Consider the following 23696-nt stretch of genomic DNA (forward strand, 5'->3'; position numbering starts at 1 on the left):
CCCCCACGGACGAGGTGGACGGGCGGGTGCGCGCCCGGCCACCGGGGTACGGACGGACCGGTCAGGTGAGCGTCAGCGTGAGCACGCCGGCGTACGAGCCCGGCGGGGTGAACGCGGGTACGTCCAGCGACAGGCCCGCGTCGACGGTGAACTCACCGCCGGTGAGGCCCCCGTTGGGAGTGGACGCCAGTGTCGCTCCCGAACTCCCGACCGTGCCGGACGAACCGGCCTGACAGGTGCTCGGACTGCCCGCCTTGGTGGCGCAGGCGGGGCTCCAGCTCAGCCGGCCGGCGTCGATCTTGGCGCCGGGACCGGTGAAGTCGGTGACCTTGCCGGTCAGGGACCAGCCCGCGGGTCCGCCGCGGAAGTCCTTGACGGTCACCGTGCGCAGGGCTCCGTTCGAGGCCCCGCCCTGGCCGAAGTCGACCGCCGACAGCTGGACGGCGTCCCCGGCCTGTGACATCGACAGTGTCCCCGCCTTCACCGTGGTGGTGAGTTTCTGGGCGTTGCCGGGGACGGGCGTGTCGTCGACGACGACGTACGCCGCCGGTCCCGCGCCCTTGGCGTCGCTCCAGCTCGCGCCCTCGTACGCCACCACACCGGTCGTCGTCTTGTCGTTGACGGCCAGCGTGCCGCTGAACGCGCCCTGGGTGTCGGCGGTGGCGGTGGCGGTGTCGGCGGTCTGGGTGGCCCCGGACCGTCCGGCGAGGGTCACGGTGGCGCCCGGGGTGAAGTGGCTGCCGGTGACGGTCACGCTGTCACCGGGCTTCCCGGACGCCGTGCCGAGCGTGATGGCACGGGTGTTGGTCTGGCTCCCGTCCGTCGCGGTGACCGTGTCGGAGACCGGGGCGGGCGGGTTGGTGACCGTGCACGGGGTGTCGAGTTCCAGGATGTAGCTGGTGTGGATGTTGTAGTCGCCGGGCGAGAGCGTGATGGCGCCCGGCGCGGTGACCGTGAAGGTGCCGGTCATGCTGAACGACGGGAAGGGGGCGTTGCCCGCGACCGGGTCGTTCTTCTTGGGGCCCGCGACCGTGATGGAGCCCGTCTGGGCCCCGCCGAGGGTGACCTTGCCGGTGGGCGTCATGATGTCGGCCGGCAGGTTGATGGCGGTGGGGTTGCTCGCGGCGGGCGTGACCACCTTGTACGTGACGGTGACGGTGTCACCGACCTTGGGCGTGGCGTTGTCCACCGAGACCACCGCGGTGGTGGTGCCGTCGATCGGGGGGATGCCCGCGATCGCCGGCGGGATGCAGTGCGTGGCGAAGTCCACGTTCTGGGATTCCGTGGACACGGCTCCGGCCGGGGCGGCCAGCGCCCCGCCCGCGGTGACCGCCAGCGCGGTCGCCCCGAGCAGCGCCGCCCAGCGGCGTCTTCGGGTTGTCGAACCCGTGGTTCCCATGGTTGTTGCCCCCTCCTGAGGGATGCGGGCGCAGCGGCTCGTCCGCGCCGACAGGGGGCCATTGACGTGCGGGCCGTAAAAGAAGTCAATGGAACGCAGGGCCATCAACTGATGGCCCATCAGTTTGTGTCAAGGTCACCGGACCGGCCGGTCCGCGGGCGCGCCGGGCGGGCGGACCGGTGCCGAGGCGCGCGGGCGGCACCGGCCCTCACCTGCGCGGGAGCGGGATCAGTCGAACACGAACGGGCCCGGTGACTGCGGCGCGTTCGCGGTGCACGAGATGGTGATGCCGAAGACGACCATCCGCAGGGAGCCGCCGTACACGTCCAGGCTGTCCCCGGAGGCGACGGTGCCGTCGAGCGGACCCACGGAGACTCCGCCGCCGGCCGCGATGGCCGGGTTCTTCGTGCCGGTGAACGCGGTGGTGCCGCCCCCGGCCTTCGTCAGCGTCAGCGTGGAGGCGATTGAGTCCCGCGCCAGGGGGAGCGGGGAGGTGATCGAGGTGGAGCTGAGGGTCATCGTCGCGGCCGTGCCGTCCTGGGTGGCCGTGAGGGTGGCCGCACCTCCGCCGCCGAGTGTGCAGGTGGCGGCGATGGTGGCGGTCGGCGGGCTGACGGCCGCGGCGGCCGGCGCGAGGGCCAGGCCGGTCGCGGCGAGGGTGCAGGCGGCCGCCGCCGCCGTGATGCCCAGTTGTCTGCGTCTCATCGGGTTCCCTTCCCTGGTACGGGAATTGCCATGGGGGGATGGAGGGACGGCACCGGTGTCCCCGGTGCCGGGCACACGGACGCGTCACCGGAGCTCCGGTGCGGGTGCGGAGAGACGTGTACGCGGACCGTCCGTGGGCGGGGTGCGGGATGCCGCTCGGCGTATCTGACGGGCCGTCGGAACTTACGGTTCCATTGATGCGCGAGCGGCGTGGGATGGCAAGGGACACCCGGGGGATTCCTCGGCGGGGCGGCGAAAGTGGCCGAAGTCCATCCGTCCGCGGAGCGCGGTCGGGGCCGGTGGCCCCCGGTCACTCCACGGGTTCCGCGATCAGGGCCGTGGCCACGCGCCGGAAGCCCAGGCGGGCGTACATACGGGCCACGTCGTCGTCCCCGGCCGACAGGAACACGGTGTCGACACCCCGCTCGCGCGCGTCCGCCACCAGCGCGGCGGTGACACCCGAGGCCAGACCGCGACGACGTGCGGCGGGCAGGGTGCCGACACCGACGATCTCGCTCACGCGGCCGACGGGGAGGTGCATCCCGGAGCAGAGCGCGACGCCCTCCCCGACCGCCGCGGCAAGAACGCCGCGGCCCGCCCGGATACGGTCCGCGGTGGCGGGAACCTCCCCCGCGCGGGCGGTGATCTCGGCGGCCAGTGCCTCGGCCCCGGCCTCGCCCACCGCGGTGCCGGGCGCCGCGAAGGCGAGGTGCGGCACCGCCAACGCGCCCGCGAGGAAGGGGTCTTCGGGTCCCAGGACGCGGACCAGCGGGTGCGGGCCCGGCAGCGGAGCGTCCTGGTCGCGGATCATCAGGGGGTGCGCGTGCACCCGTAGCCCACTCGCCTCGACGGCCGCCCGCAGGCCCGGCGTCACCTCGGCCACCCACTCGAAGGCCTCCGGCACCCCCAGCTCCCGCTGCCGCGCCCGCACCCGGTCCACGTCCGCGACGGTGGCCGCCGGACCCGTCCGGTCCAGCGTGGGGCGCGCGTAGTAAGGCCAGCCGCCCGGCTCCCGCACGAAGAGGGTCAGCGGCCCGAAGTCCTCGGTCCGCGCGGCGGCGCGCGGTACCGCGTCGTAGTAGCGCTCCAGCCGTTCCAGCGGTGTGTGCACGGTGGTCATGACGTCATCCAAGACGAACGGCGCCGTCCGGGCACCCGAATTCAGTCGACGCCCCTGATCCGCCGTACCAGCACCGCCCCCGCGAGCCCGATCACCGCCGCCACCAGGTACAGCATCCGGTAGCCGCCCAGGTACGTCACGATGGGGGCCGCCAGCGCCGGTGCGGCCACCTGGGGCAGGGCGTTGGCGACGTTGATGACGCCGAGGTCCTTGCCGCGGTCCAGGGCCGTGGGCAGCACGTCCGTCATCAGGGCGAAGTCGACGGAGGTGAAGACGCCGAAGCCGACGCCCAGCACCGCCGCCGCGAGGATCGCGCCCGGCCAGGTCTGCCAGCCGGACAGGACCCCCGTGGCGAGCGCCATCAGCACGCCCGACCAGATCACGAACGGCTTGCGGCGGCCCACCCGGTCCGACCACACCCCGCCGACCACGACCGTGGCGAGCAGCGTGACACCGTTGACCGCCGTCAGGATCAGCACCCCGTTCTCGGGGTCGCCGTAGTGCAGCCGGTCCCGCAGGTAGTACAGCAGGTAGAGCAGGACGAGGGCGTTGCTCAGGTTGATCAGGAAGCGTGTCAGCCAGGCCCAGGCCAGGTCCGGATGGTCGCGGGGGCTCAGCCGGAAGGAGGCGGCGAAGGAGCGCCAGGACCAGGGCGGCCGGTGGGCGGGGGGCAGCCGCAGGTCGGGGAAGCGCAGCACGTAAGGCAGTACGCCCACCAGCGTGAACACCGCGCAGGCCGCGTAGCCGCCGCCCACGCCCCCGGCCGCGGTCGCCAGGCCCGTCCCGCCGACCACGCCCAGGATCTGCGCCGCGCCCAGCCAGCCGCCCACCGAGCCCCGCTGGAGCCGGGGCACCCGGTCGGGAACGGCCGCGGTGACCGCGGCGAAGGCGGCGTTCAGGGTCAGCTGGACCAGGCACCAGCCCAGCGCCATCGTCCAGATCCCGCCGGCCCCCGCCAGGAGCAGCAGCGAGAGGGCGCCGCCCGCGGACCCGGCCACGATCCACGGCGTACGGCGACCCCGGCGGGCCGTGGTCCGGTCGGAGAGCGCGCCGAAGACGGGGTTGGCGACCAGCGACACGACCGCGCCGGCGCCGGTCACCCACGCCAGCATCGTCTCCTTGGACAGGCCGGTGCCGGGTGCGAAGTCCTCCGCCTGGGAGGCGAGGAGGATCTGCAGCGGGCCGTACCAGCCCACCCAGATGGCCCCGTTGGCGAGCGAGAGCGCCGAGATCCAGCCCCGGCCGACCCGCTCGACGGGCTCGGCGAGGGCGCTCAGGGGCGTCCCGGCCGGGTCCGCCGCCGTCATCCCCGCGCCCGCAGGGCGTCCCGCAGCCACGCGTACGACGCCTTCGGGGTGCGCTTTTGCGTGTCGTAGTCGACGTGCACCAGCCCGAAGCGACGCGCGTACCCCTCCGCCCACTCGAAGTTGTCCAGCAGTGACCACACGAAGTAGCCGCGGACGTCCACGCCCTGCTCCGACGCCCGGTGCAGGGCCCGGACATGACCGTCGAGGAACGCGATCCGTTCCTGGTCGTCGATGCCCTCGTACGAGCAGCCGTTCTCGGTGATGACCACCGGGGGGAGCCGGTCGCCGTAGCGCGCCCGGAAGCCCACCAGCAGTTCGGTCAGCGCCTCGGGGACCACCGGCCAGCCGAAGTCGGTGACCGGGTAGCCCTCCAGTTCCCTTACGGAGAAGGGGAGTTCGGCGGGCAGGGTCAGTCCGCCGAACTCGATCTCCGTGCCCTGCGGGGCGCCCACCCGGGTCGGCTGGTAGTAGTTGATCCCGTACCAGTCCAGCGGCTCCGCGATCACCTTCAGGTCCGCCTCGACGCCTTCGGGGTGTCCCGGCATCAGCTCACCGATGCCCTCGGGATAACGGCCCAGCAGCAGCGGGTCCGCGAACAGCCGGTTGAGCAGGAGGTCGTAGAAGTCCGCGGCCGCCACGTCCTCGGGGTTCCGGGACGCCGCCCAGGTCGGCCCGTGCGAGTTGGCGATCCCGATGTCGCCGGCCCCGGCCGCGCGCAGCGCCCGTACCGCCAGACCGTGGGCGAGGAGCTGGTGGTGGGCCACCGGCAGCGCGTCGAAGAGCAGCCGCCTGCCGGGGGCGTGCGCCCCGAGCGCGTGGCCCAGCAGGGTGTGTTCGGCAGGCTCGTTCAGGGTGATCCACTTCCGCACACGGTCGCCGAGCCGGTCGGCCACGACACCGGCGTACTCGGCGAAACGCTCCGCCGTGTCCCGGTTCAGCCAGTCCAGCTCCAGCGGCAGGTCCCAGTGGAAGAGGGTCGGGACGGGGCGCACCCCGGCGGCGCACAGCGCGTCGACGAGCCGGTCGTAGAAGTCGAGGCCGCCGGGGGAGTTGACCCGGGGCCAGGAGACCGAGAAGCGGTACGCGTCCACGCCCAGGTCGGCGAGGAGCGCCACGTCCTCGGGGTAGCGGTGGTAGTGGTCGCAGGCCACCGCGGCGGTCGAGCCGTCCTTGACGCGGCCCGGCTCGGCGGTGAAGGCGTCCCACACCGAGGGGTCGCGCTCCTGGACGGCGCCCTCGATCTGGTGGGCCGAGGTGGACACGCCCCAGAGGAAGCCGGGCGGGAACTGCGGTAGGGGGTTCGTCGCCATGCGCGCGATCATCCTTACCGGCAGTAAGGGAAGTCAACGGGTGGGCGTGAACCACGAGTTACCGTCTTCTCGGCGGCGCCCTCTCCCGGCGGCCCCTCTCAGGCCCCTTCCTTGAGCACGCGCGAGATCAGCTCCCTCTGCTCCTCCGTGAGGCTCGGGTCGGCCGCGTACACCGTCCTGCCGTCGACCGTGATCTCGTAGCTGAAACCGTCCGGGACCCCGGCGGGGCGGGTGCCCTGGCCGGCGGCGACCGCCCGCTCGGCCAGGGCCTGCCACTCACGGCCGTCGGCCCGCCCCGAGGTGTCCATCTCGGCCCGGCGCTCGATGCCCGCGAATCCGCCCGTGCGCCTCACCTGAATACGCATGGGTCCTGTCTAGTACGGATCGGGCGCCGGGGCTACGACGTCGCGACCCCGACCTGCTCCCATGCCTTCGTCACCCCTTGCAGTTCCTCGCCCTCCCCGTACCGGCTGCGCGCCCGTGCGACCGTCAGTTCGGCGAAGTCGGCGAAGCTCGCCTGCGACTGCAGCTCGCCGCCGGTGAGGACGTCGTACCAGATCTGCCCGGCACGCTCCCAGGCGTGGCCGCCCAGTGCCTGGGCGACGAGGTAGAAGGCGTGGTTGGGGATGCCGGAGTTGATGTGGACGCCGCCGTTGTCGCGGCCGGTGCGCACATAGCCGTCCATCGTCGCCGGCTGCGGGTCCTTGCCGAGCACGTCGTCGTCGTAGGCGCTGCCCGGTTCCTTCATGGAACGCAGCGCCTGGCCGGTGACCCTCGGGGCGAGCAGTCCGGCGCCGATCAGCCAGTCGGCCTCGGCCGCGGTCTGGCCGAGCGTGTACTGCTTGATCAGCGAGCCGAAGACGTCGGACATGGACTCGTTGAGCGCGCCCGGCTGGCCGAAGTAGGTGAGGTTCGCCGTGTACTGGGTGACGCCGTGGGTCAGCTCGTGACCGATGACGTCGACCGGGATGGTGAAGTCGAGGAAGATCTCGCCGTCGCCGTCACCGAACACCATCTGCTCGCCGTTCCAGAAGGCGTTGTTGTAGTCGCGGTCGAAGTGCACGCTCGCGTCGAGGGGAAGTCCCTCGCCGTTGATCGAGTTGCGGGCGTAGGCGTTCAGGTACAGGTCGAAGGTGGCCCCCAGGCCGGCGTACGCGCGGTTGACGGTGGCGTCCTTGCCGGGGTCGTCGCCCTCGCCGCGGACCTTCTTGCCGGGCAGGTCCTGGTGGTGACGGGCGTCGTAGACGGTGCGCCGCGGCTTGTCCGCGGGCGCGTCCGGCGGTGCTGCGACCGCGGGCGCGCCGATGACCGTGGTCAGCCGGCGGTGGGTGCGCTCGAAGGCGTCGCGCTCCAGGGTGCGGCGCGCGGGTCCGGAGAGCGCGGGGTCCTCGTGCTGGGCCAGCGTGTCGAGGACGTGGGGCGGCACGATGGTGCAGAAGACAGGCTCGAAGCCTGCCGCGTTGGCGGTCATGCCCGGCACGATTGCACTGAGTCACGTCTATGTCACTACCGGCGACCAAGATCGTGTGAAATGCGGTGATAGGGAGTGCCTCCGTCCGCTCCTGGGTGGTATGAAGCCTCACCCTGAGTGATGTGACGCACGTTTTGTCTGTTTTCTTCCTTATGGGTCCGCGATCCCGCATACTGATACAGCCCCCCGTACGGAGCGTGGCTCGGCTAGGCTGCGGAGCATCATGCGTTTCGGGCTGCTTCTCCTTAGCTGCCGCGGCGAGGGCCTGTAGTCGAGGCCGACCCCCTCCCCGCGGAGTTCGGCGTTGCGCCGTCGGCCGTCCTTCCGGACACCCTCTGAGGAGCCCACGCATCATGCCGAACTTCCAGCAGCCCACCGCCATGCCGACTCACAAGTACGGCACGTACGAGCAGGTGGACATCCCGGACCGCACCTGGCCGGACCAGCGTGTCACCGTCGCCCCCCGCTGGCTGTCGACGGACCTGCGGGACGGCAACCAGGCGCTCATCGACCCGATGTCCCCGGCCCGCAAGCGCGAGATGTTCGACCTGCTGGTGCGGATGGGCTACAAGGAGATCGAGGTCGGCTTCCCGGCCTCCGGCCAGACGGACTTCGACTTCGTCCGCTCGATCATCGAGGACGAGACGGCCATCCCGGACGACGTCACGATCTCTGTGCTGACCCAGGCCCGCGAGGACCTGATCGAGCGCACGGTGGAGTCCCTGGTGGGCGCCAGGCGCGCCACGGTCCACCTGTACAACGCGACGGCCCCCGTCTTCCGCCGGGTCGTCTTCCGCGGCTCCAGGGAACAGATCAAGCAGATCGCCGTCGACGGTACCCGGCTGGTCATGGAGTACGCCGAGAAGCTGCTCGACGAGCGCACCGCCTTCGGCTACCAGTACAGCCCCGAGATCTTCACCGACACCGAGCTGGACTTCGCCCTGGAGGTCTGCGAGGCCGTCATGGACGTCTGGCAGCCCGGCCCCGGCCGGGAGATCATCCTGAACCTGCCCGCCACGGTGGAGCGCTCGACCCCCTCCACGCACGCGGACCGCTTCGAGTGGATGGGCCGCAACCTCTCCCGCCGCGAGCACGTCTGCCTGTCCGTCCACCCGCACAACGACCGCGGTACGGCCGTCGCCGCCGCCGAGCTGGCCCTGATGGCCGGCGCCGACCGCATCGAGGGCTGCCTGTTCGGCCAGGGCGAGCGCACGGGCAACGTCGACCTGGTCACCCTGGGCATGAACCTCTTCTCGCAGGGCGTCGACCCGCAGATCGACTTCTCGAACATCGACGAGGTCCGCCGCACCGCCGAGTACTGCAACCAGATGGAGGTCCACGCCCGTCACCCGTACGTCGGCGACCTCGTCTACACCTCCTTCTCCGGCTCCCACCAGGACGCCATCAAGAAGGGCTTCGACGCCATGGAGGCCGACGCGGTCGCGAAGGGCGTCACCGTCGACGACATCGAGTGGGCCGTCCCGTACCTGCCCATCGACCCGAAGGACGTCGGCCGCAGCTACGAGGCCGTCATCCGCGTCAACTCGCAGTCCGGCAAGGGCGGCATCGCCTACGTCCTGAAGAACGACCACAAGCTGGACCTGCCGCGCCGGATGCAGATCGAGTTCTCGAAGATCATCCAGGCCAAGACGGACGCCGAGGGCGGCGAGGTCACCCCGAAGGACATCTGGGGCATCTTCCAGGACGAGTACCTGCCGAACCCCGAGAACGCGTGGGGCCGCATCCAGGTCAAGACCGGCCAGACCACGACCGACCGCGACGGCATCGACTCGCTGACCGTCGAGGCATCGGTGGACGGCACCGACACCGTCCTGACCGGTACCGGCAACGGTCCGATCTCCGCTTTCTTCGACGCCCTGCAGTCCATCGGCGTCGACGTACGCCTGCTGGACTACCAGGAGCACACGATGAGCGAGGGCGCGTCCGCGCAGGCCGCCTCCTACATCGAGTGCGCGATCGGTGACAAGGTCCTGTGGGGAATCGGGATCGACGCGAATACGACACGAGCTTCGCTGAAGGCCGTGGTCTCCGCCGTCAACCGCGCGGCCCGCTGACCACTCTGACCGGCGTTTTCCTGGCCCCGTCCGCCTTTCGAGGCGGGCGGGGCCACGTCGTTTACCGGCCAATCCCCGTGAAGATCACGGAGAGGTCTCGTCCGGGGTACTGACTCCACCTCAACAATGTGGCTAACATCACGCCAGCGCGGCGATGTTGCCGCGGCGTTACGGAGGTGTGCGACGGTGCTGCCAGGGTGGGGACGAAACGGTCGTGCAGTTCAGGTTCCCCGCATCCTGGGCACCCGTACCGCGTGGACCACCATGGGGGACGGCGAGTTCTTCTGTCCGGGCTGTGGGGGCGACCGCAACTACCAGCGCCTCACCGGCCGCCGCCGCTTCACCCTCCTCGGCGTACCGGTCCTGCCGCGCGGTGAGACGGGCCCCGTCGTCGAATGCGCCGCCTGTCGCCGTCACTACGGCGCGGACGTCCTCGACCACCCCACGACCACCCGCTTCTCCGCGATGCTCCGCGACGCGGTCCACACCGTCGCGCTCGCCGTGCTCGCGGCCGGCGGCACCTGCTCCCGCACGGCCCTGGAGACCGCGGCCGTCGCGGTGCGCTCGGCCGGTTTCGACGACTGCACCGAGGACCAGCTCGCCGCGCTCGTCGAGGCCCTCGCCGCGGACACCGGCCGGCTCTTCGGAGAACCCTGCGGGGCGGGCCTCGCGATAGAGCTCCACGAGGCCCTGGACCCGCTCGCTCCGCACCTCGCGTCGGCCGGCCGTGAATCGATCCTGCTCCAGGGGGCCCGGATCGCCCTGGCCGACGGGCCCTACACGCCCGCCGAACGGGACGTCCTGTCCACCGTCGGCGCGGCGCTGACGATCTGCGCCGACGAGGTGACACGGCTCCTGGTCGCGGCGCGCACGCCGTCCTAGACCGCGGCGCGGAAGCACGCGGGCGGTCACCCGGGGTAATCTGAGAGCTACGTGACGTAGCGCGCCTCGTGGTGTGCGAGGCGAGAGCGAGGCCCCCCTGAGACGCAGCCTCGCCGCCGCGCTGACCGCGGGCCTCCTCGCCGCTCCCGCCGCCGTCGGGACCGCGTCCGCGGCCTCCGGGTCAGGGCCCCACTGCGCGGCCTCCGTGCCGTACACCGCGGGCCGGGGCGGCTACGCCACCTACCGCATCCCGGCCGTCGTCCGGACCGGCGCCGGCACGGTGCTCGCCTTCGCCGAGGGACGGCACGACGGCGGGGGCGACACGGGGGACATCGACGTCGTGCTGAGACGGTCCGCCGACGGCGGCTGTACGTGGGGTCCGCTGCGGGTCGTCGCGGCCGGGGACGGGGACACCCGGGGCAACCCGGCCCCCGTCGTGGACCCCCGCAGCGGCCGCGTCGTCCTGCTCACCTGCTTCAACGGCGGCGGGGTGACCGAGGCGCAGATCATGCGGGGGGAAGCCACGAGGGGACTCGGCCGCCGTGTCTTCGTCCAGACGAGCCGTGACGACGGCCTGCACTTCTCCGCTCCCCGGGAGATCACCGGCGCGGTGAAGCGGCCGGGGTGGCGGTGGTACGCCACGGGACCCGGGCACGCGATCGCCCTGCGGCACGGGCCGCACGCCGGGCGGCTGGTGGTTCCCGCCGACCACTCCGCCGCGCCGCGGCCCGGCTCCCCCGACACCGGCGGGGAGGCCAGGTACTACGGCGGGCACGCCCTCTACAGCGACGACGGCGGGCTGGTCTGGCGGCTCGGGTTCGTCGACGACTCCTACGACGGACGACTCAACGTCAACGAGAGCGCAGTGGCCGAACTTCCCGACGGGCGGCTGTACTTCAGTGCGCGGGACGAGAAGGGTACGGGGGGTTCGGGCGGGCATCGGCTGGACGCCTACTCCGGTGACGGCGGACGGACGCTGTCCCGGCCGTACGCCGTCCAGCGGACGCTGAACGAGGTGCCCGTGGTCCAGGGGAGCGTCCTGCAACCGACCGGGCGGCACGCTCCCCTTCTCTTCTCCGGGCCGTCCGTGCCGCACGTGCGGCGGGGTATGGCGTTGTGGCGCAGCACGGACTCCGGTGTCACGTTCACCAAGGCGACGACGCTCTCCCCGCGGCCGGCCGCCTACTCGGATCTCGTGCCGCTCGGTTCCGGACGGGTCGGGATCCTGTACGAGACAGGGGAGTCGGGCCCGTACGACCGCATCGAGTTCCGACGGCTCGCAGCCCCTGTTCTCGCCCCCGCCGCCCCTACCCGACCCATCCCGTACCTGGGGGCTCCGCCCCCAGACCCCCGCCAGGGGCGCGGCGCCCCCTGGACCCCCGCATCGCCCGAAGGGCTCGTCCTCAAACGCCGGACGGGCTGATGGTGCGCGCCCGCATATCCAGCCCGTCCGGCGATTGAGGACAAGGCCCTTAAGGCCGAAGCGGGGGTCTGGGGGCGGCAGCCCCCAGGGACAGGATGGGACGGGTAGGGGCGGCGGGGCGGAAGAACCTCTACAGAAGGCCCGCCGTCGCCAAGTACTTTCCCACCCGCTCAATCTCCCCCTCCGACAACGGCACCTGCGGCTCCGCCGTCGCCGGACACGAGATCACCCCCCGCAGACACAGCGCGGCCTTGAACGCCCCGAGCGCGGCCGACCCACTCCCCATCCGCCCGGGGTTACCGACCCCCACCATCCCGAACAACGCGCACAACCGCTCCTGCTCGGCACGGGCCCGCTCCCAGTCCCCCTCCCGGCAGAGCCGGTCGATCCGCACATACCCGTGCGGATCGACGTTGGCGAGACCGGGCACCGCCCCGTGCGCCCCCAGCGCGAGCGCCGAGTCGACGACGAGTTCGGATCCGGTGAGGACGCTGAATCCGGTGACACCGGGATGCGTCCTCGCCCCCGTCACCACCGCACGGAAGCCGCCCAGGTCACCGCTGGAGTCCTTGAGCCCGGCCAGCACCCCGTCGGCGGCCAGTTCGAGCACCAGCTCCGCGCCCAGCTTGGTGTGGACGGACACCGGCAGGTCGTAGGCGAAGACCGGCACGGACGAGCGCGCGGCGATCAGCCGGTAGTGCCGGGCGATCTCCGCCGGATGGGTACGGGCGTAGAAGGGCGCCGTGGCCACCACCGCGTCCGCCCCCGCCGCGGTGACCGAAGCGACGTGGTCGAGCACCCTGGGGGTCGTCATGTCGATCACACCCGCCAGCAGGGGCAGCCGGCCCCCGAGGTGCGCCTTCACCGTCTCCACCACCAGCCGGCGCTGCGCATCGGTCAGATACGCCGCCTCCGAGGACGAGCCGAGCACGAACAGGCCGTCGACCCCGGCGTCGACCAGATGGTCCACGAGGCTGATGAGCGAGGGGACGTCCACCTCGCGGTCCGGTGTCAGGGGCGTGCAGACGGGCGGTACGACACCGGTCAGCGGGGCGGGGATCGGCATGGAGGCTCCCTAGGGCTGATGCTGGTGATGCTGGGCGGGGATGTCGGCCACGGGGGGAGAGACCGCCACGGCCTGTGCCACCAGGTCGCGCGTCGACTCGCCCTCCTCCACAGGATGGTGGCACCGGAAACGGTGTCCGGGGTTCGACGCGGCCGTGAAGCCCGGCATGGCGGACGCGCACGTGTCGTCCGCTTTCCAACAGCGGGTGCGGAAGGGGCAGCCGGTCGGCGGGCGGGTGGCCGAGGGCACCGGGCCCGCCAGGGGGATGGGGTCGATCGGTGCCAGCAGACCCGGCGTGGCCGAGAAGAGGGCCCGCGTGTACGGGTGCCGGGCCCGGTCGGTGACCTCGGCGGCCGGGGACTCCTCCACGATCCGGCCGAGGTACATCGTGACCACCCGGTCACTCATCCTGCGTACCGTCTGGATGTCGTGCGAGACGAACACCAGCGCGAGCCCGAGCCGCTCCTTGAGATCCAGCAGGAGGTTGAGGATCTGGGCGCGGACCGACACGTCCAGCGCGCTGGTCGGCTCGTCGGCCACCACCAGGTCCGGGTCCAGGGCGAGGGCGCGCGCGATGGCCACCCGCTGGCGCTGGCCGCCGGAGAGCTGCCCCGGCAGGGCCTCCGCCAGGGCCCGGGGCAGACCCACCAGGGACATCAACTCCCGCACCCGCAGCTCGCGTCCGGCCGGCGTTCCGCGCCGGTGCACGTCCAGCGGGTCGCGCAGGATACGTCGTACGGACAGCCGGCGGTTCAGTGCCGTCGACGGGTCCTGGAAGATCATGCCCGTGGTGCCGCCGACGGCCGCGCGCCGCTCGGCGGGCTTCATCGACCAGAGGTTGCGGCCGCCGAAGGCCACCGTGCCGGACGTCGGCCGCTGGACGCCCACCAGCACCTTCGCGAGCGTCGACTTCCCGCAGCCGGACTCGCCGACGACCCCGACCGTCTCGCCGGGCGCGACGGTGAGATCGACGCCCGTCAGGGCGTACACCCGGTCGCGGGCGAACAGGCTGCCGCTGCGGGCGCGGTGGACGACGTGGGTGTCCGCGAGCCGGACGAGTGCGGTCATGAGACGGTCTCGCTCTCCGTGGTCGCCAGTACCACCGCCGGGTGATGGCAGGCCGCCGTGTGCGCCGGGGTGCCCAGCAGGGCGGGTCTCGTCGTCCGGCACACCTCCGTCGCCGACGGACAGCGGTCGGCGAACCGGCAGCCCGCCGGGAAGTCGGCGGGGGAGGGCACGACCCCCTTGATCTGTGTCATGCGGGTGGCCGCCGACTCCAGGGACAGGACACTGCCCAGCAGGCCCCGCGTGTAGGGGTGGGCGGGCGACTGGACCAGGTCCGCCGTCACGCCCGTCTCCACGATCCGGCCGCCGTACATCACCACCACCCGGTCCGTGACGTCCGTGACGAGTGCCAGGTCGTGCGAGACCAGGACCAGCGCGAAGCCCAGCTCCTCGCGCAGCCGCAGGAGCAGCGTGATGATCTGCGCCTGGACGGTCACGTCGAGGGCCGTCGTCGGTTCGTCGGCGACGATCAGCCGGGGGTCGCGGGAGAGGGCCATCGCGATCAGGACGCGCTGGCGCTGGCCGCCGGAGAGCTCGTGGGGGTAACTGCGCAGGGTACGGCCGGGATCGAGGCCGACCAGCGACAGCAGTTCGGCGGGGGAGCGCCTGCCGCCCCTGCGCACCACCTGTTTCAGCTGGGCCCGGATCGTCATGGCCGGGTTCAGCGACGACAGGGCGTCCTGGTAGACCATCGCCATCTCGTGGCCGAGCAGCCGTCGCCGCACCCGCATCGGCTCGCCCACCAACTGCGTCCCGTCGAAGAGGACCCGGCCGCGCACCCGTGCCCCCGGCGGCTCCAGCCCCATCACCGCGAGAGCCGTCAGCGACTTCCCGCAGCCCGACTCGCCCACCAGGCCCAGGACTTCACCCGGGCGCACCTCGAAACCGATCCCGTCGACGATGTCCACGCCCCGGTGCCGGGCGTCGAAACCGATGGCGAGGTCCTCGACGCGGAGCACCGGCGGACCGGTGGGCAGCGGGCGGGCCCGGGAACGCAGCCGGGCCGCCGCCCGCGCGAGATCCGGCAGGTCGAGGACCGCTCCGCCGCCCGGTTCCGGCGTCTCCAGCCGGTCCCCGCCGGTCTCCACCTCCCGCGCGGGCGGCGCCGCCCACGCGTCGGAGACCCCCTCGGCGAGGACGTTCAGCGACAGCACGGTGATCAGCATCAGCAGGCCGGGGAAGACCGTCGCCCACCAGCCGCCGGTGAGCACCATGTTCTTGCCGTCCGCGATGACACTGCCCCAGGAGGGGTCCGGCGGCCGGACGCCCGCGCCGATGAAGGACAGCGACGCCTCGAAGACGATCGCCTCCGCGACCTGGACCGTGCAGAACACGAGGACGGGGGCGGCGCAGTTGACGGCCACGTGCCGCAGCACGATGTGCGGTGTGCGGGCGCCGATGACCCGCTCGGCCGTCACATAGTCCTCGCCGTACTGGTCGAGCACGTTCGCCCGGACGACCCTGGCCACCGGCGGGGTGAACAGGAACGCGATCGCGCAGATCAGGACCGTGATGCCGCCACCGAAGACCGCGACCAGGACGGCGGCGAGCGCGATCCCGGGGAACGCCATCACCACGTCCAGGCAGCGCATCAGCGTCTCGTCGAGCGCCTTGCGGGAGGTCGCCGCGACCGCGCCGAGGAGCGCGCCCACGACCAGGGCCAGCGCGGTGGCGCCGAGGCCGATCGCCAGGGACCAGCGGGCGCCGTACATCAGCCGGCTGAGGATGTCCCGGCCGAGGCTGTCCTGTCCCATCCAGTGCCCGGCGGAGGGGTGCCCGCTGCCGTCGGCCCGGGGCTGCTGGTCGAGCGGGTCGTGCGGGGCGAGGAGCGGGGCGAACAGGGCCAGCAGGACGACGAGGGCCAGGAAGCAGACGGCGATCCGGGACAGGACGGGAAGCCTTCGCAGCCGGACCCCGGGCCGGGAGAGGGCCACCGCGAGACTCTTGCGCGTGATGATCATCGAGCGGTGTCCCTCAGGCGTGGATTGACCAGCAGGTACAGGATGTCGATGACGAGGTTCACGACCACGAAGCCGGCGGCCGTCGTCAGGACGACCCCCTGGACGACCGCCGGGTCGCCGTTCTGCACGGCGTCGATCATCAGCTTGCCCATCCCGGGCAGCGCGAAGATCGTCTCGATGACGACCGCGCCGCCCAGCAGATAGCCGACCCGCAGCCCCAGTACGGTCAGGGGATTGATCAGGGCGTTGCGGAGCACGTTCCGCCCGACCACGACCAGCGGCGGCAGGCCGCTCCCGACCGCCGTCCGTACGTAGTCCTTGTCCAGTTCCTCGACCACGGCCGTACGGACGATCCGGGTGAGCTGCGCGGCGACCGGCAGGGAGAGCGCCAGGGCCGGCAGCGTCATCGTTCTCAGCCAGCCGCTCGGCGAGTCACCGGGGTTGACGTATCCGCCGGTCGGGAACCAGCCCAGGTCCACGGCCAGGTACTGGATCATCAGCAGCGCCAGCCAGAAGCCCGGCGCCGCGACCCCGGTCAGCGACACGACCCGGATGACCTGGTCGGGCAGCCGGTCGCGGTGGAGCGCGGCGGTGACCCCGCCGAGCAGCGCCAGTACCACCGCGATGCCCAGGCCGAGGAAGGTCAGCTGGAGGGTGAGCGGCAGCGCGGTGGTGACCTGGTCGACGACCGGTGCCCGGGTCAGCGCGCTGGTACCCAGGTCGCCGTGGAGCAGGGCGCCGATGAAGTGGACGTAGCGGACGGGGAAGGGGTCGAGCAGGCCGTTGCGTTCCCGGAAGTCGTGCAGCTGCCGCGGTGTGGGGTTGGCGCCCTGGAAGAACGCGGACGCCGGGTCGACGTCCGAGAAACGCATCACCAGGAAGACGAACAGCACGATGCCGAGCAGCAGCGGGACGAGCAGGGCGACCCGGCGGGCCAGGATGCGCACGATGGCCGTCACCGGCGAACTCCCTTGCCCGTCATGCCCACTTGGCCTGGAGGAGGTTGATCCCCGGGTAGGGCTGGGCCCTGATTCCCGCGAGTTTCCCGGGATCCCAGGCCGTCATCAGCTCGTTGTGCACCACCGGGTAGAGCACGGCCTGTTCGGCGACGACGTCGACGTAGTCCTGGATCATCGTCTTCTTCCGGCCGGGATCCGGCTCCCGCGCCGCCCGGTCCATGTCCGTGAAGAGCTGCCGGGCGACCGGGTCGTCGGCCCAACGGGCGTACCGCATCCACAGGTTCTGCGGGCCGTAGTTGTAGTGCATGATCAGGTCGGCGTCGAGACCGAACTGGTTGGGGTTCGAGGCGGCGGCGACGACCTGGTAGTCCTGTTTCTGGTCCATCTTGGTGAACACGGCCGTCGTCTCCTGCGGCGAGAGCGTGGTCTCGACGCCGATCGCGTCCCAGGACGCCTTGATCGTCGGCAGGCAGTCCACGATCCAGCTGACGTTCACCGCCAGGATGTCGACCTTGAGGCCCGACACCCCTGCGGCCTTCAGGAGCTTCCTCGCCTTCTCGGGGTCGTACCCGTAGACGGTCTTCGCGGGCCGGTAGGCCGGGTTGCCCTCGTTGAGGAACGAACTCGACGGCCTGCCGTGCCCCCTGAGGGCGACCTCGACCATCTTGCCGGTGTCGATGGCGTAGTGCAGTGCCTGGCGCACCCGTACGTCGTCGAAGGGCTTGTGCCGGGTGTTGAACATCAGGAAGAGGTTGTTCATCCCCGCGCCGCCCTGGACGCTCATGCCGCCCTTCTTGAGCTGCTCGATGTTGGCGTACGGGATGTTGTCGGCGATCTGCGCGCCGGCGCCGGCGCCCGAGATCTTCGCGACGCGCGGGGCCGCGTCCACGATCGTCAGCCAGTTCATCCGCTTGAAGGCGGGCGGGCGCGGGCCGTTGTAGCCGGCGAAGGCCTCGAAGGTGGTGTTCGACTTGGGGTGGTGGGCGGTCTGCCGGTACGGCCCGGAGCCGACCGCCTTCCCCTTGATCGCGTCGTCCCAGGCGCCCGGCCGGGAGAAGACGTGCCGCGGCATGACCTTGGCCAGGGTCAGCCGTGAAAGGCCGTCGGGGAAGGGGAACTTGAGGACCAGCTCGACGGTCGAGGCGTCGACCCCGCGGACCTCCTTCAGCCAGCTCTCGAAGAATCCCTTGGCGAGGGTCTGGGTGTTCGGGTCGAGGATCCGGTCGAAGACGAAGACCACGTCGTCGGCGGTGACGGGTCTGCCGTCGTGGAAGGTGGCCCCGGCCCGCAGCGTGAACTTCCACGAGGTGCCGGTGAGGTCGGAGGGGACCTCGGTGGCCAGGGCCGCGTAGGGCTCCCGCGAGATCGGGTCGGTGTCGAGCAGGCCCTCGTAGATGTGGTGGTTGGCGGCCATGGAGAAGGCGGACGCGGTCTGGGTCGGGTCCCAGCTGCCGTCGTTCCCGTAACCGATGACCGCGGTGAGCGTGGCGTCCTTGCCGCCCTTCCCGCCACCGGTGTCGTTGGTGGACTGCGGGCCGGACGAACAGGCGGCCAGCGACGAGGAGAGGGCGGCGGCCGCGCCGAGCGCGCCCGTGTACTTCAGGAACGACCGGCGGTGCGGCGCCGGGAGGTCGGTCACGTCGCGCACGGTTCCTCCAGTGGGGAGAGGTGGTCCGAGAGGCGGAGATACGACGTCCTACGTCATAGGGGCAGCGCGACCATAGGTAGCGGCCGTGAGGGCGGTCAAGGGCCCGCGCACGAATGGCGTATCTTCCAGAGGTGCGACCAATGAAGCCTTGACATACGGGTAGTTGGTGCTGAATCCGCCCGGAGGTGGGACGTCGGATGTCCAGTGAGCGTACGATGCGGCGCATGGCCGAGGAGACCGGGAGCCGGCGCGGGGCCGAGCGCCGGGTGAGCAGCCAGATCCAGCGCGAGGTCATGCAGCTGATCCTCGACCGCAGGCTCCAGGCGGGCGCCCCGCTGCCCACCGAGACGGAGCTGATGAACGGCCTCGGTGTCAGCCGCAACTCCGTCCGCGAGGCCCTGAAGGCCCTGCAGGCGCTCGACATAGTCGATATCCGGCACGGATACGGCACCTATGTCGGCCAGGCATCCCTGACCCCCTTCGTCGACGGCCTCACCTTCCGCACACTGGCCCGCCAGGACGACACGAACGAGACCGGGGCGCTGGCGGAGATCCTCCAGGTCCGCGAGGTCCTGGAGGAGGGGCTGATACACCGGGTCGCGGCGGTGCTCACCGAGACGGAACTCGACCGGCTCGAAGCCGTCGTGGCCGAGATGGAGGAGGCGGGCCGCGCGGGCCGCCCCTTCCCCGAACTCGACCGGCAATTCCACGAGCTGCTGTACGCCCCGCTGGGCAACGCGCTGGTGCCTCAGCTGCTCGGCGCCTTCTGGACGGTTTTCAGCCGGGTCGCCGGCGTCCGCGGCTGGACGGACGACCCGGCACCCGAGGTGACCGTCCGCCGTCACCGGGACATCGTCACGGCGCTGCGTGCCCGCGACGTCGAGGCCGCGCAGCGCGCGATGGCCGACCACTTCCGGGGTATCGAGGCGAGGGCGGCGCAGGAGTCGCGCGGGGTGGGCTGACCCCGTCTCCGGGGCGAGGCGGGGCACGGGGCCGGAGTCCCCACGCGGCCCCGCAGCCGCCGCCCCGAACCCGGGCTCAGAGGTCGAGCCGCCACACCTGGAGTTCGTTCGTGTCCTCGTCGACCGTGCACCAGCTGCCGTCGCCCAGGGCCAGGGGTACACCGGACACCGGGAACGGATAGCCGACCTCGCCGAGCAGGCGCATGCCGCGCGCGTCGACCAGCCAGTGCCGCCCCGCCCCGAACTCCTCGTCGGCCTCGACCGTGCCCGTGATGACGGTGTGCTCGTCGAGGAACCCGGCGTAGTAGTCCCAGTGCACCTCGGGCTCGTCGTTCTCCGGCGGGAGCGCGGGATGGGGCGCGACGGCCTCCTCGGCGTCCAGCTCGGAGACGACCGAGCCGTCCGCGGCCCGGTGCAGGGCGAGGAGTTCCTGATAGTGCGTGACCGTCAGGAAGCTCTCGCCGGACGGACTCACCGCGAGCAGGATCCGGTCGTCGTCGCCGATCCGGTCGACGGAGAGGCGCTCGCCGTCCCAGCGGCCCCACAGCAGCGGCACCCCGTCCTGGCCCTCGCCGACGCTCAGTCCCATCTGGCCCGGGTCCGGGTGCGACACGTGGTCCGAACCGGCCGCCACCGTCTGCGCGTCGGCCTCGCCGAGCACCGTCCCGTCGGCCGCGTCGAGCACCAGCCACTCGTCGAGCACCTCCGGGTCCTGGCCGTCCTCGGCCAGCGGTCCGCGGACGTGGGCCCACACGAGCTTGCCGTCCGCGGAGAAGACCGCCGAGCCGCTGTCGGCGTACAAGTGCGCGCGGCTGTCGGCGTATTCGTCGACCGAGGTGTGCAACTTCCCGCAGCCGCCCTCCCAGCAGCCGTGCCGCACCTCCCACAGGGTCGCGCCGTGTCCGTCCACCGCCCGTATCGCGTGGATGCCGGCGAAGACGGCGACATCCAGGCCCGGCGCGACCGTGCGCGTACCGAACCGGCGCCGCCACGGCGCCGGGAAGCGTGCCACCGCGGCCTCACCCGCGAGCGCCTCGGCCAGGTCGTACGCGGCGAGTTGGGCGTCGTCGCTCTGCAGGACGAGTGTCCGGTCCGGCAGGCACAGCACGTCCGGAGCGCCGGCCGTGGCCGAGTCCAGCGGGCCGGCGAGCGTGGTGACGAGACGGGCGCTCGCGGACATGGTTCCTCCAGTGCGGGTGATGCGAGACGGCGTTGGGTGCACAGTACGGCCGCCGGCCGACATCGCCGCACGCGCCTGCCCGTACGGCCTCTCACACAGGCGCCGGGACGGGCGGGAGCGTCGCCGCCGCGAGCCACCGGCGGATCGTGGGGGCACGGCGAACGGGGTACGCCACGAAATACCCCGCACAGTCCTTTAAGCCACCGCCCTCCGTCGGAACAGTCCTTTAAGCCGCGGCCCTCCGTCGGATTCAGCACGCCGCACTCGAAAGGACCATCGGGTTCCAGGTTTTTTCGATTCGCGACGACGCATCCGAACGTGTTTTGCGAATGGGCCGTTCGAGCTGTCCGGTGCCGTTCCGGAGGGAAATCGCACACGGTCTGTCGTGCACCCTTGGCCACAGGTCAAACGTCCTATGACGTGCAGCACTTGTGGAGGACAGACTCCTGCCGAGTGTAGGTGCACAGTGGCACCACGGAGACGCGAAGCGTGAAACTCCGAAAGTCCGGGGAACAGGGTGAGGGCACAACACTCGGCGCCCCGCGCCGAAGAGGCGGAGGTAACGGTGAAGGAATTGCGGGCACCACGGAAGAAGGCCGGAATTACGTTGCCGCCGCACCGGACCGACCGGGCGGCGCTGCGGTGAAGCCGCCGCCGGGGCCGCCGGTCGGCTCGTACGCCGTGGACGTGGGCAGCGGAAGGGTGGGGATGGTCATGGGACACGTGGGGCCGTACGTACAGCTGAGACCGCTCGGCGGCGGCAGGGAGTGGGACTGCGATCCGGGCGCGGTGCGCCGGGCCACCCCGGCGGAACGGCTCAGCGCGGCCACCGCGTACGCCAACGCACGCAGCCGCGGCGAGGTGCCCTGAAGGAGGCGGCGGGAGCGGGCGGAACGAAAGGGGCCCGCCCGCGCCGGGGCGCGGGCGCCGTAGGCGAGAATGGACCCTATGAGTCTGTTCCGCGACGACGGCATCGTGCTGCGCACCCAGAAGCTGGGTGAGGCGGACCGGATCATCACGTTGCTCACGCGCGGTCACGGACGGGTACGGGCCGTGGCGCGCGGCGTGCGGCGCACCAAGTCGAAGTTCGGAGCGCGCCTCGAACCGTTCTCCCACGTGGACGTGCAGTTCTTCGCACGGGGCAGCGACCTGATCGGGCGCGGCCTGCCGCTGTGCACACAGAGCGAGACGATCGCCCCGTACGGCGGCGGGATCGTGACGGACTACGCGCGCTACACGGCCGGGACGGCCATGCTGGAGACCGCCGAGCGGTTCACGGACCACGAGGGGGAGCCCGCGGTGCAGCAGTACCTGCTGCTCGTCGGGGGGCTGCGCACCCTCGCCCGCGGTGAGCACGAACCGCACCTCGTCCTCGACGCCTTCCTGCTGCGCTCCCTCGCCGTGAACGGTTACGCGCCCAGTTTCAGCGCCTGCGCCAAGTGCGGGATGCCGGGACCGAATCGGTTCTTCTCGGTCGCCGCGGGAGGTTCCGTCTGCGTCGACTGCCGGGTGCCCGGCAGCGTCGTACCCTCGGCAGGGGCCCTCGAACTCCTGGGCGCACTGCTCACGGGAGACTGGGAGACCGCGGACGCGTGCGAGCCGCGGTTCGTCCGGGAGGGCAGCGGGCTGGTTTCGGCCTATCTGCACTGGCACCTGGAGCGCGGGCTGCGCTCACTGCGGTACGTCGAGAAGTGATGAAGTGGCGCAGGGCAACCGACGCAAGACCAAGGGAGACGAGAAACACATGGTGGTACGCGGGTTCCTGGGGCGCCAGCGCCGCGAGTACGAGACGCCGGAGCCGCACCCGTCGGGTGCCCGCGCGCCCAAGCTCCCCGGCGAGCTGGTCCCCAACCACGTGGCGATCGTCATGGACGGGAACGGCCGCTGGGCCAAGGAGCGCGGGCTGCCCCGCACCGAGGGGCACAAGATCGGCGCCGAGCGGGTGCTGGACGTGCTGCAGGGCGCGATCGAGGCCGGGGTCGGGGCCATCTCCCTGTACGCGTTCTCCACCGAGAACTGGAAGCGTTCGCCCGACGAGGTGCGCTTCCTGATGAACTTCAACCGTGACTTCATCCGCAAGACGCGTGACCAGCTCGACGCGCTCGGCATCCGGGTGCGCTGGGTGGGCCGGATGCCCAAGCTGTGGAAGTCGGTCGCCAAGGAGCTCCAGGTCGCCCAGGAGCAGACCAAGGACAACGACCGGCTCACCCTGTACTTCTGCATGAACTACGGCGGCCGCGCGGAGATCGCGGACGCGGCGCAGGCGCTTGCGGAGGACGTGCGGGCGGGCCGGCTCGACCCGGACAAGGTCACGGAGAAGACCTTCGCGAAGTACCTGTACTACCCGGACATGCCGGACGTGGACCTGTTCCTGCGGCCCAGCGGCGAGCAGCGCACCTCCAACTACCTGCTCTGGCAGAGCGCCTACGCCGAGATGGTCTTCCAGGACGTCCTGTGGCCGGACTTCGACCGCCGTGACCTGTGGCGCGCCTGTGTGGAGTTCGCCCAGCGCGACCGCCGCTTCGGTGGCGCCGTCCCGAACGAGGACCTCCTCGCCATGGAGGAAGCGATGCGGGGCCGGCCGGAAGGGGCCTGACGGCGCCGGACGCCGTGAGGCGCCGGGAGACACGGAGAGGGGCTGCCCGGCCGGGCAGCCCCTCTCCGTGTCTCTGTCTCTCGCTGTCGCGTGTCAGCCCTTGGCCGCGGCGCACGCGGCGCACTCCGCACAGGTGCCGAAGATCTCCACGGTGTGGGCGACGTTCACATAGCCGTGTTCCGCCGCGATCGCCTCGGCCCACTTCTCCACGGCCGGGCCCTCCACCTCGACCGCCTTGCCGCAGACCCGGCAGACGAGGTGGTGGTGGTGCTCGCCGCTGGAGCAACGGCGGTAGACGGACTCGCCGTCGGAGGTGCGCAGCACGTCCACCTCGCCCGCGTCGGCGAGGTTCTGCAGCGTGCGGTACACGGTGGTGAGTCCGACGGAGTCACCCTTGTGCTTGAGCATGTCGTGGAGCTCCTGCGCACTGCGGAACTCGTCCACCTCGTCGAGTGCCGCCGCCACGGCGGCACGCTGCCGGGTGGAGCGGCCCCGAACGGGCGATCCAGCGGTAGTCACCGTTGCCTCCTCGCGTCTGCCCTTGCCCGGCCATTGTGCCAGTCCGGA

Annotated in this window: 21 protein-coding genes; 7 read left to right on the forward strand and 14 right to left on the reverse strand. The window is 71.7% G+C overall.

The genetic code is table 11. The features are described 5' to 3' along the window. Positions 1–61: 61 nt before the first annotated feature. The 7 genes from ACFVTC_RS07735 to ACFVTC_RS07765 all read right to left on the reverse strand — a co-directional run bounded on the left by ACFVTC_RS07735 (position 62) and on the right by ACFVTC_RS07765 (position 7312). Positions 62–1399, reverse strand: coding sequence for a beta-xylosidase (locus tag ACFVTC_RS07735; protein WP_390125032.1), 1338 nt, complete (start codon positions 1397–1399; stop codon positions 62–64). Between the two features lie 228 nt (positions 1400–1627). Then, positions 1628–2104, reverse strand: coding sequence for a hypothetical protein (locus ACFVTC_RS07740; RefSeq protein WP_390125034.1), 477 nt, complete (start codon positions 2102–2104; stop codon positions 1628–1630). A gap of 310 nt (positions 2105–2414) precedes the next feature. Then, positions 2415–3224: a GNAT family N-acetyltransferase gene (locus ACFVTC_RS07745; RefSeq protein ID WP_390125036.1), complete on the reverse strand. Its 810-nt coding sequence runs from the start codon at positions 3222–3224 to the stop codon at positions 2415–2417. A gap of 41 nt (positions 3225–3265) precedes the next feature. Further along, a complete protein-coding gene (locus ACFVTC_RS07750) occupies positions 3266–4531 on the reverse strand; it encodes an MFS transporter (RefSeq protein ID WP_390125488.1) in 1266 nt (421 codons plus the stop codon). Next, positions 4528–5853, reverse strand: coding sequence for a GH1 family beta-glucosidase (locus ACFVTC_RS07755; RefSeq protein WP_390125038.1), 1326 nt, complete (start codon positions 5851–5853; stop codon positions 4528–4530). Before ACFVTC_RS07755 ends, ACFVTC_RS07750 begins: the two co-directional genes overlap by 4 nt. A gap of 86 nt (positions 5854–5939) precedes the next feature. After that, positions 5940–6206, reverse strand: coding sequence for a protealysin inhibitor emfourin (locus ACFVTC_RS07760; RefSeq protein WP_390125041.1), 267 nt, complete (start codon positions 6204–6206; stop codon positions 5940–5942). 32 nt (positions 6207–6238) lie between these two features. Next, positions 6239–7312 carry a M4 family metallopeptidase gene (locus tag ACFVTC_RS07765; RefSeq protein ID WP_390125043.1) on the reverse strand — a complete coding sequence of 358 codons (1074 nt, stop codon included), beginning with the start codon at positions 7310–7312 and terminating at the stop codon, positions 6239–6241. A 353-nt stretch (positions 7313–7665) separates the two neighbouring features. Between ACFVTC_RS07765 and leuA the strand changes: the two genes are divergently transcribed. From leuA to ACFVTC_RS07780, 3 genes are all read left to right on the forward strand, one after another. Then, on the forward strand, positions 7666–9387 hold the full coding sequence (gene leuA, locus ACFVTC_RS07770; protein ID WP_390125045.1) for a 2-isopropylmalate synthase: 1722 nt from the start codon (positions 7666–7668) through the stop codon (positions 9385–9387). 186 nt (positions 9388–9573) lie between these two features. Next, positions 9574–10269 (forward strand): TerB family tellurite resistance protein, encoded by a 696-nt coding sequence (locus ACFVTC_RS07775; RefSeq protein WP_168528025.1) that lies wholly within the window; start codon positions 9574–9576, stop codon positions 10267–10269. Between the two features lie 73 nt (positions 10270–10342). Further along, complete coding sequence (locus ACFVTC_RS07780) at positions 10343–11692, forward strand: exo-alpha-sialidase (protein WP_390125047.1); 1350 nt, start codon at positions 10343–10345, stop codon at positions 11690–11692. 130 nt (positions 11693–11822) lie between these two features. On the opposite strand, the gene ACFVTC_RS07785 is transcribed toward ACFVTC_RS07780, so the two are convergent. From ACFVTC_RS07785 to ACFVTC_RS07805, 5 genes are read right to left on the reverse strand one after another with little or no spacing between them, the layout of a single operon-like run. Beyond that, positions 11823–12758 carry a dihydrodipicolinate synthase family protein gene (locus ACFVTC_RS07785; protein ID WP_390125049.1) on the reverse strand — a complete coding sequence of 312 codons (936 nt, stop codon included), beginning with the start codon at positions 12756–12758 and terminating at the stop codon, positions 11823–11825. 9 nt (positions 12759–12767) lie between these two features. Continuing rightward, complete coding sequence (locus ACFVTC_RS07790) at positions 12768–13826, reverse strand: oligopeptide/dipeptide ABC transporter ATP-binding protein (protein ID WP_390125051.1); 1059 nt, start codon at positions 13824–13826, stop codon at positions 12768–12770. Beyond that, entirely contained in the window at positions 13823–15784 is a 1962-nt protein-coding gene (locus ACFVTC_RS07795; protein ID WP_390125053.1) for a dipeptide/oligopeptide/nickel ABC transporter permease/ATP-binding protein, read from the reverse strand. Before ACFVTC_RS07795 ends, ACFVTC_RS07790 begins: the two co-directional genes overlap by 4 nt. After that, on the reverse strand, positions 15781–16743 hold the full coding sequence (locus ACFVTC_RS07800; protein WP_390125055.1) for an ABC transporter permease: 963 nt from the start codon (positions 16741–16743) through the stop codon (positions 15781–15783). The genes ACFVTC_RS07795 and ACFVTC_RS07800 overlap by 4 nt, the downstream gene beginning before the upstream one ends. A 19-nt stretch (positions 16744–16762) precedes the next feature. After that, positions 16763–18391, reverse strand: coding sequence for an ABC transporter substrate-binding protein (locus ACFVTC_RS07805; protein WP_390125058.1), 1629 nt, complete (start codon positions 18389–18391; stop codon positions 16763–16765). Between the two features lie 215 nt (positions 18392–18606). On the opposite strand from ACFVTC_RS07805, the gene ACFVTC_RS07810 reads away from it, so the two are divergent. Further along, positions 18607–19353 (forward strand): FadR/GntR family transcriptional regulator, encoded by a 747-nt coding sequence (locus ACFVTC_RS07810; protein WP_390125489.1) that lies wholly within the window; start codon positions 18607–18609, stop codon positions 19351–19353. A gap of 76 nt (positions 19354–19429) precedes the next feature. Here the strand turns inward: ACFVTC_RS07810 and ACFVTC_RS07815 are convergent, their stop codons facing one another. After that, positions 19430–20533 carry a hypothetical protein gene (locus ACFVTC_RS07815; protein WP_390125060.1) on the reverse strand — a complete coding sequence of 368 codons (1104 nt, stop codon included), beginning with the start codon at positions 20531–20533 and terminating at the stop codon, positions 19430–19432. Positions 20534–21175: 642 nt separating this feature from the next. Here ACFVTC_RS07815 and ACFVTC_RS07820 point away from each other — a divergent pair. From ACFVTC_RS07820 to ACFVTC_RS07830, 3 genes are all read left to right on the forward strand, one after another. Continuing rightward, complete coding sequence (locus ACFVTC_RS07820; RefSeq protein WP_248001915.1) at positions 21176–21403, forward strand: hypothetical protein; 228 nt, start codon at positions 21176–21178, stop codon at positions 21401–21403. 78 nt (positions 21404–21481) lie between these two features. Next, positions 21482–22228, forward strand: a complete 747-nt coding sequence (gene recO, locus ACFVTC_RS07825) for a DNA repair protein RecO (RefSeq protein WP_168528019.1) — start codon at positions 21482–21484, stop codon at positions 22226–22228. A gap of 49 nt (positions 22229–22277) precedes the next feature. Beyond that, a complete protein-coding gene (locus tag ACFVTC_RS07830; protein ID WP_390125490.1) occupies positions 22278–23129 on the forward strand; it encodes an isoprenyl transferase in 852 nt (283 codons plus the stop codon). A 93-nt stretch (positions 23130–23222) separates the two neighbouring features. Here ACFVTC_RS07830 and ACFVTC_RS07835 read toward each other — a convergent pair whose 3' ends face one another. Next, positions 23223–23648 carry a Fur family transcriptional regulator gene (locus ACFVTC_RS07835; protein WP_390125062.1) on the reverse strand — a complete coding sequence of 142 codons (426 nt, stop codon included), beginning with the start codon at positions 23646–23648 and terminating at the stop codon, positions 23223–23225. Positions 23649–23696 lie beyond the last annotated feature (48 nt).

It is taken from the genome of Streptomyces sp. NPDC057950 (assembly GCF_042887295.1).
Taxonomy (GTDB): domain Bacteria; phylum Actinomycetota; class Actinomycetes; order Streptomycetales; family Streptomycetaceae; genus Streptomyces; species Streptomyces kaempferi.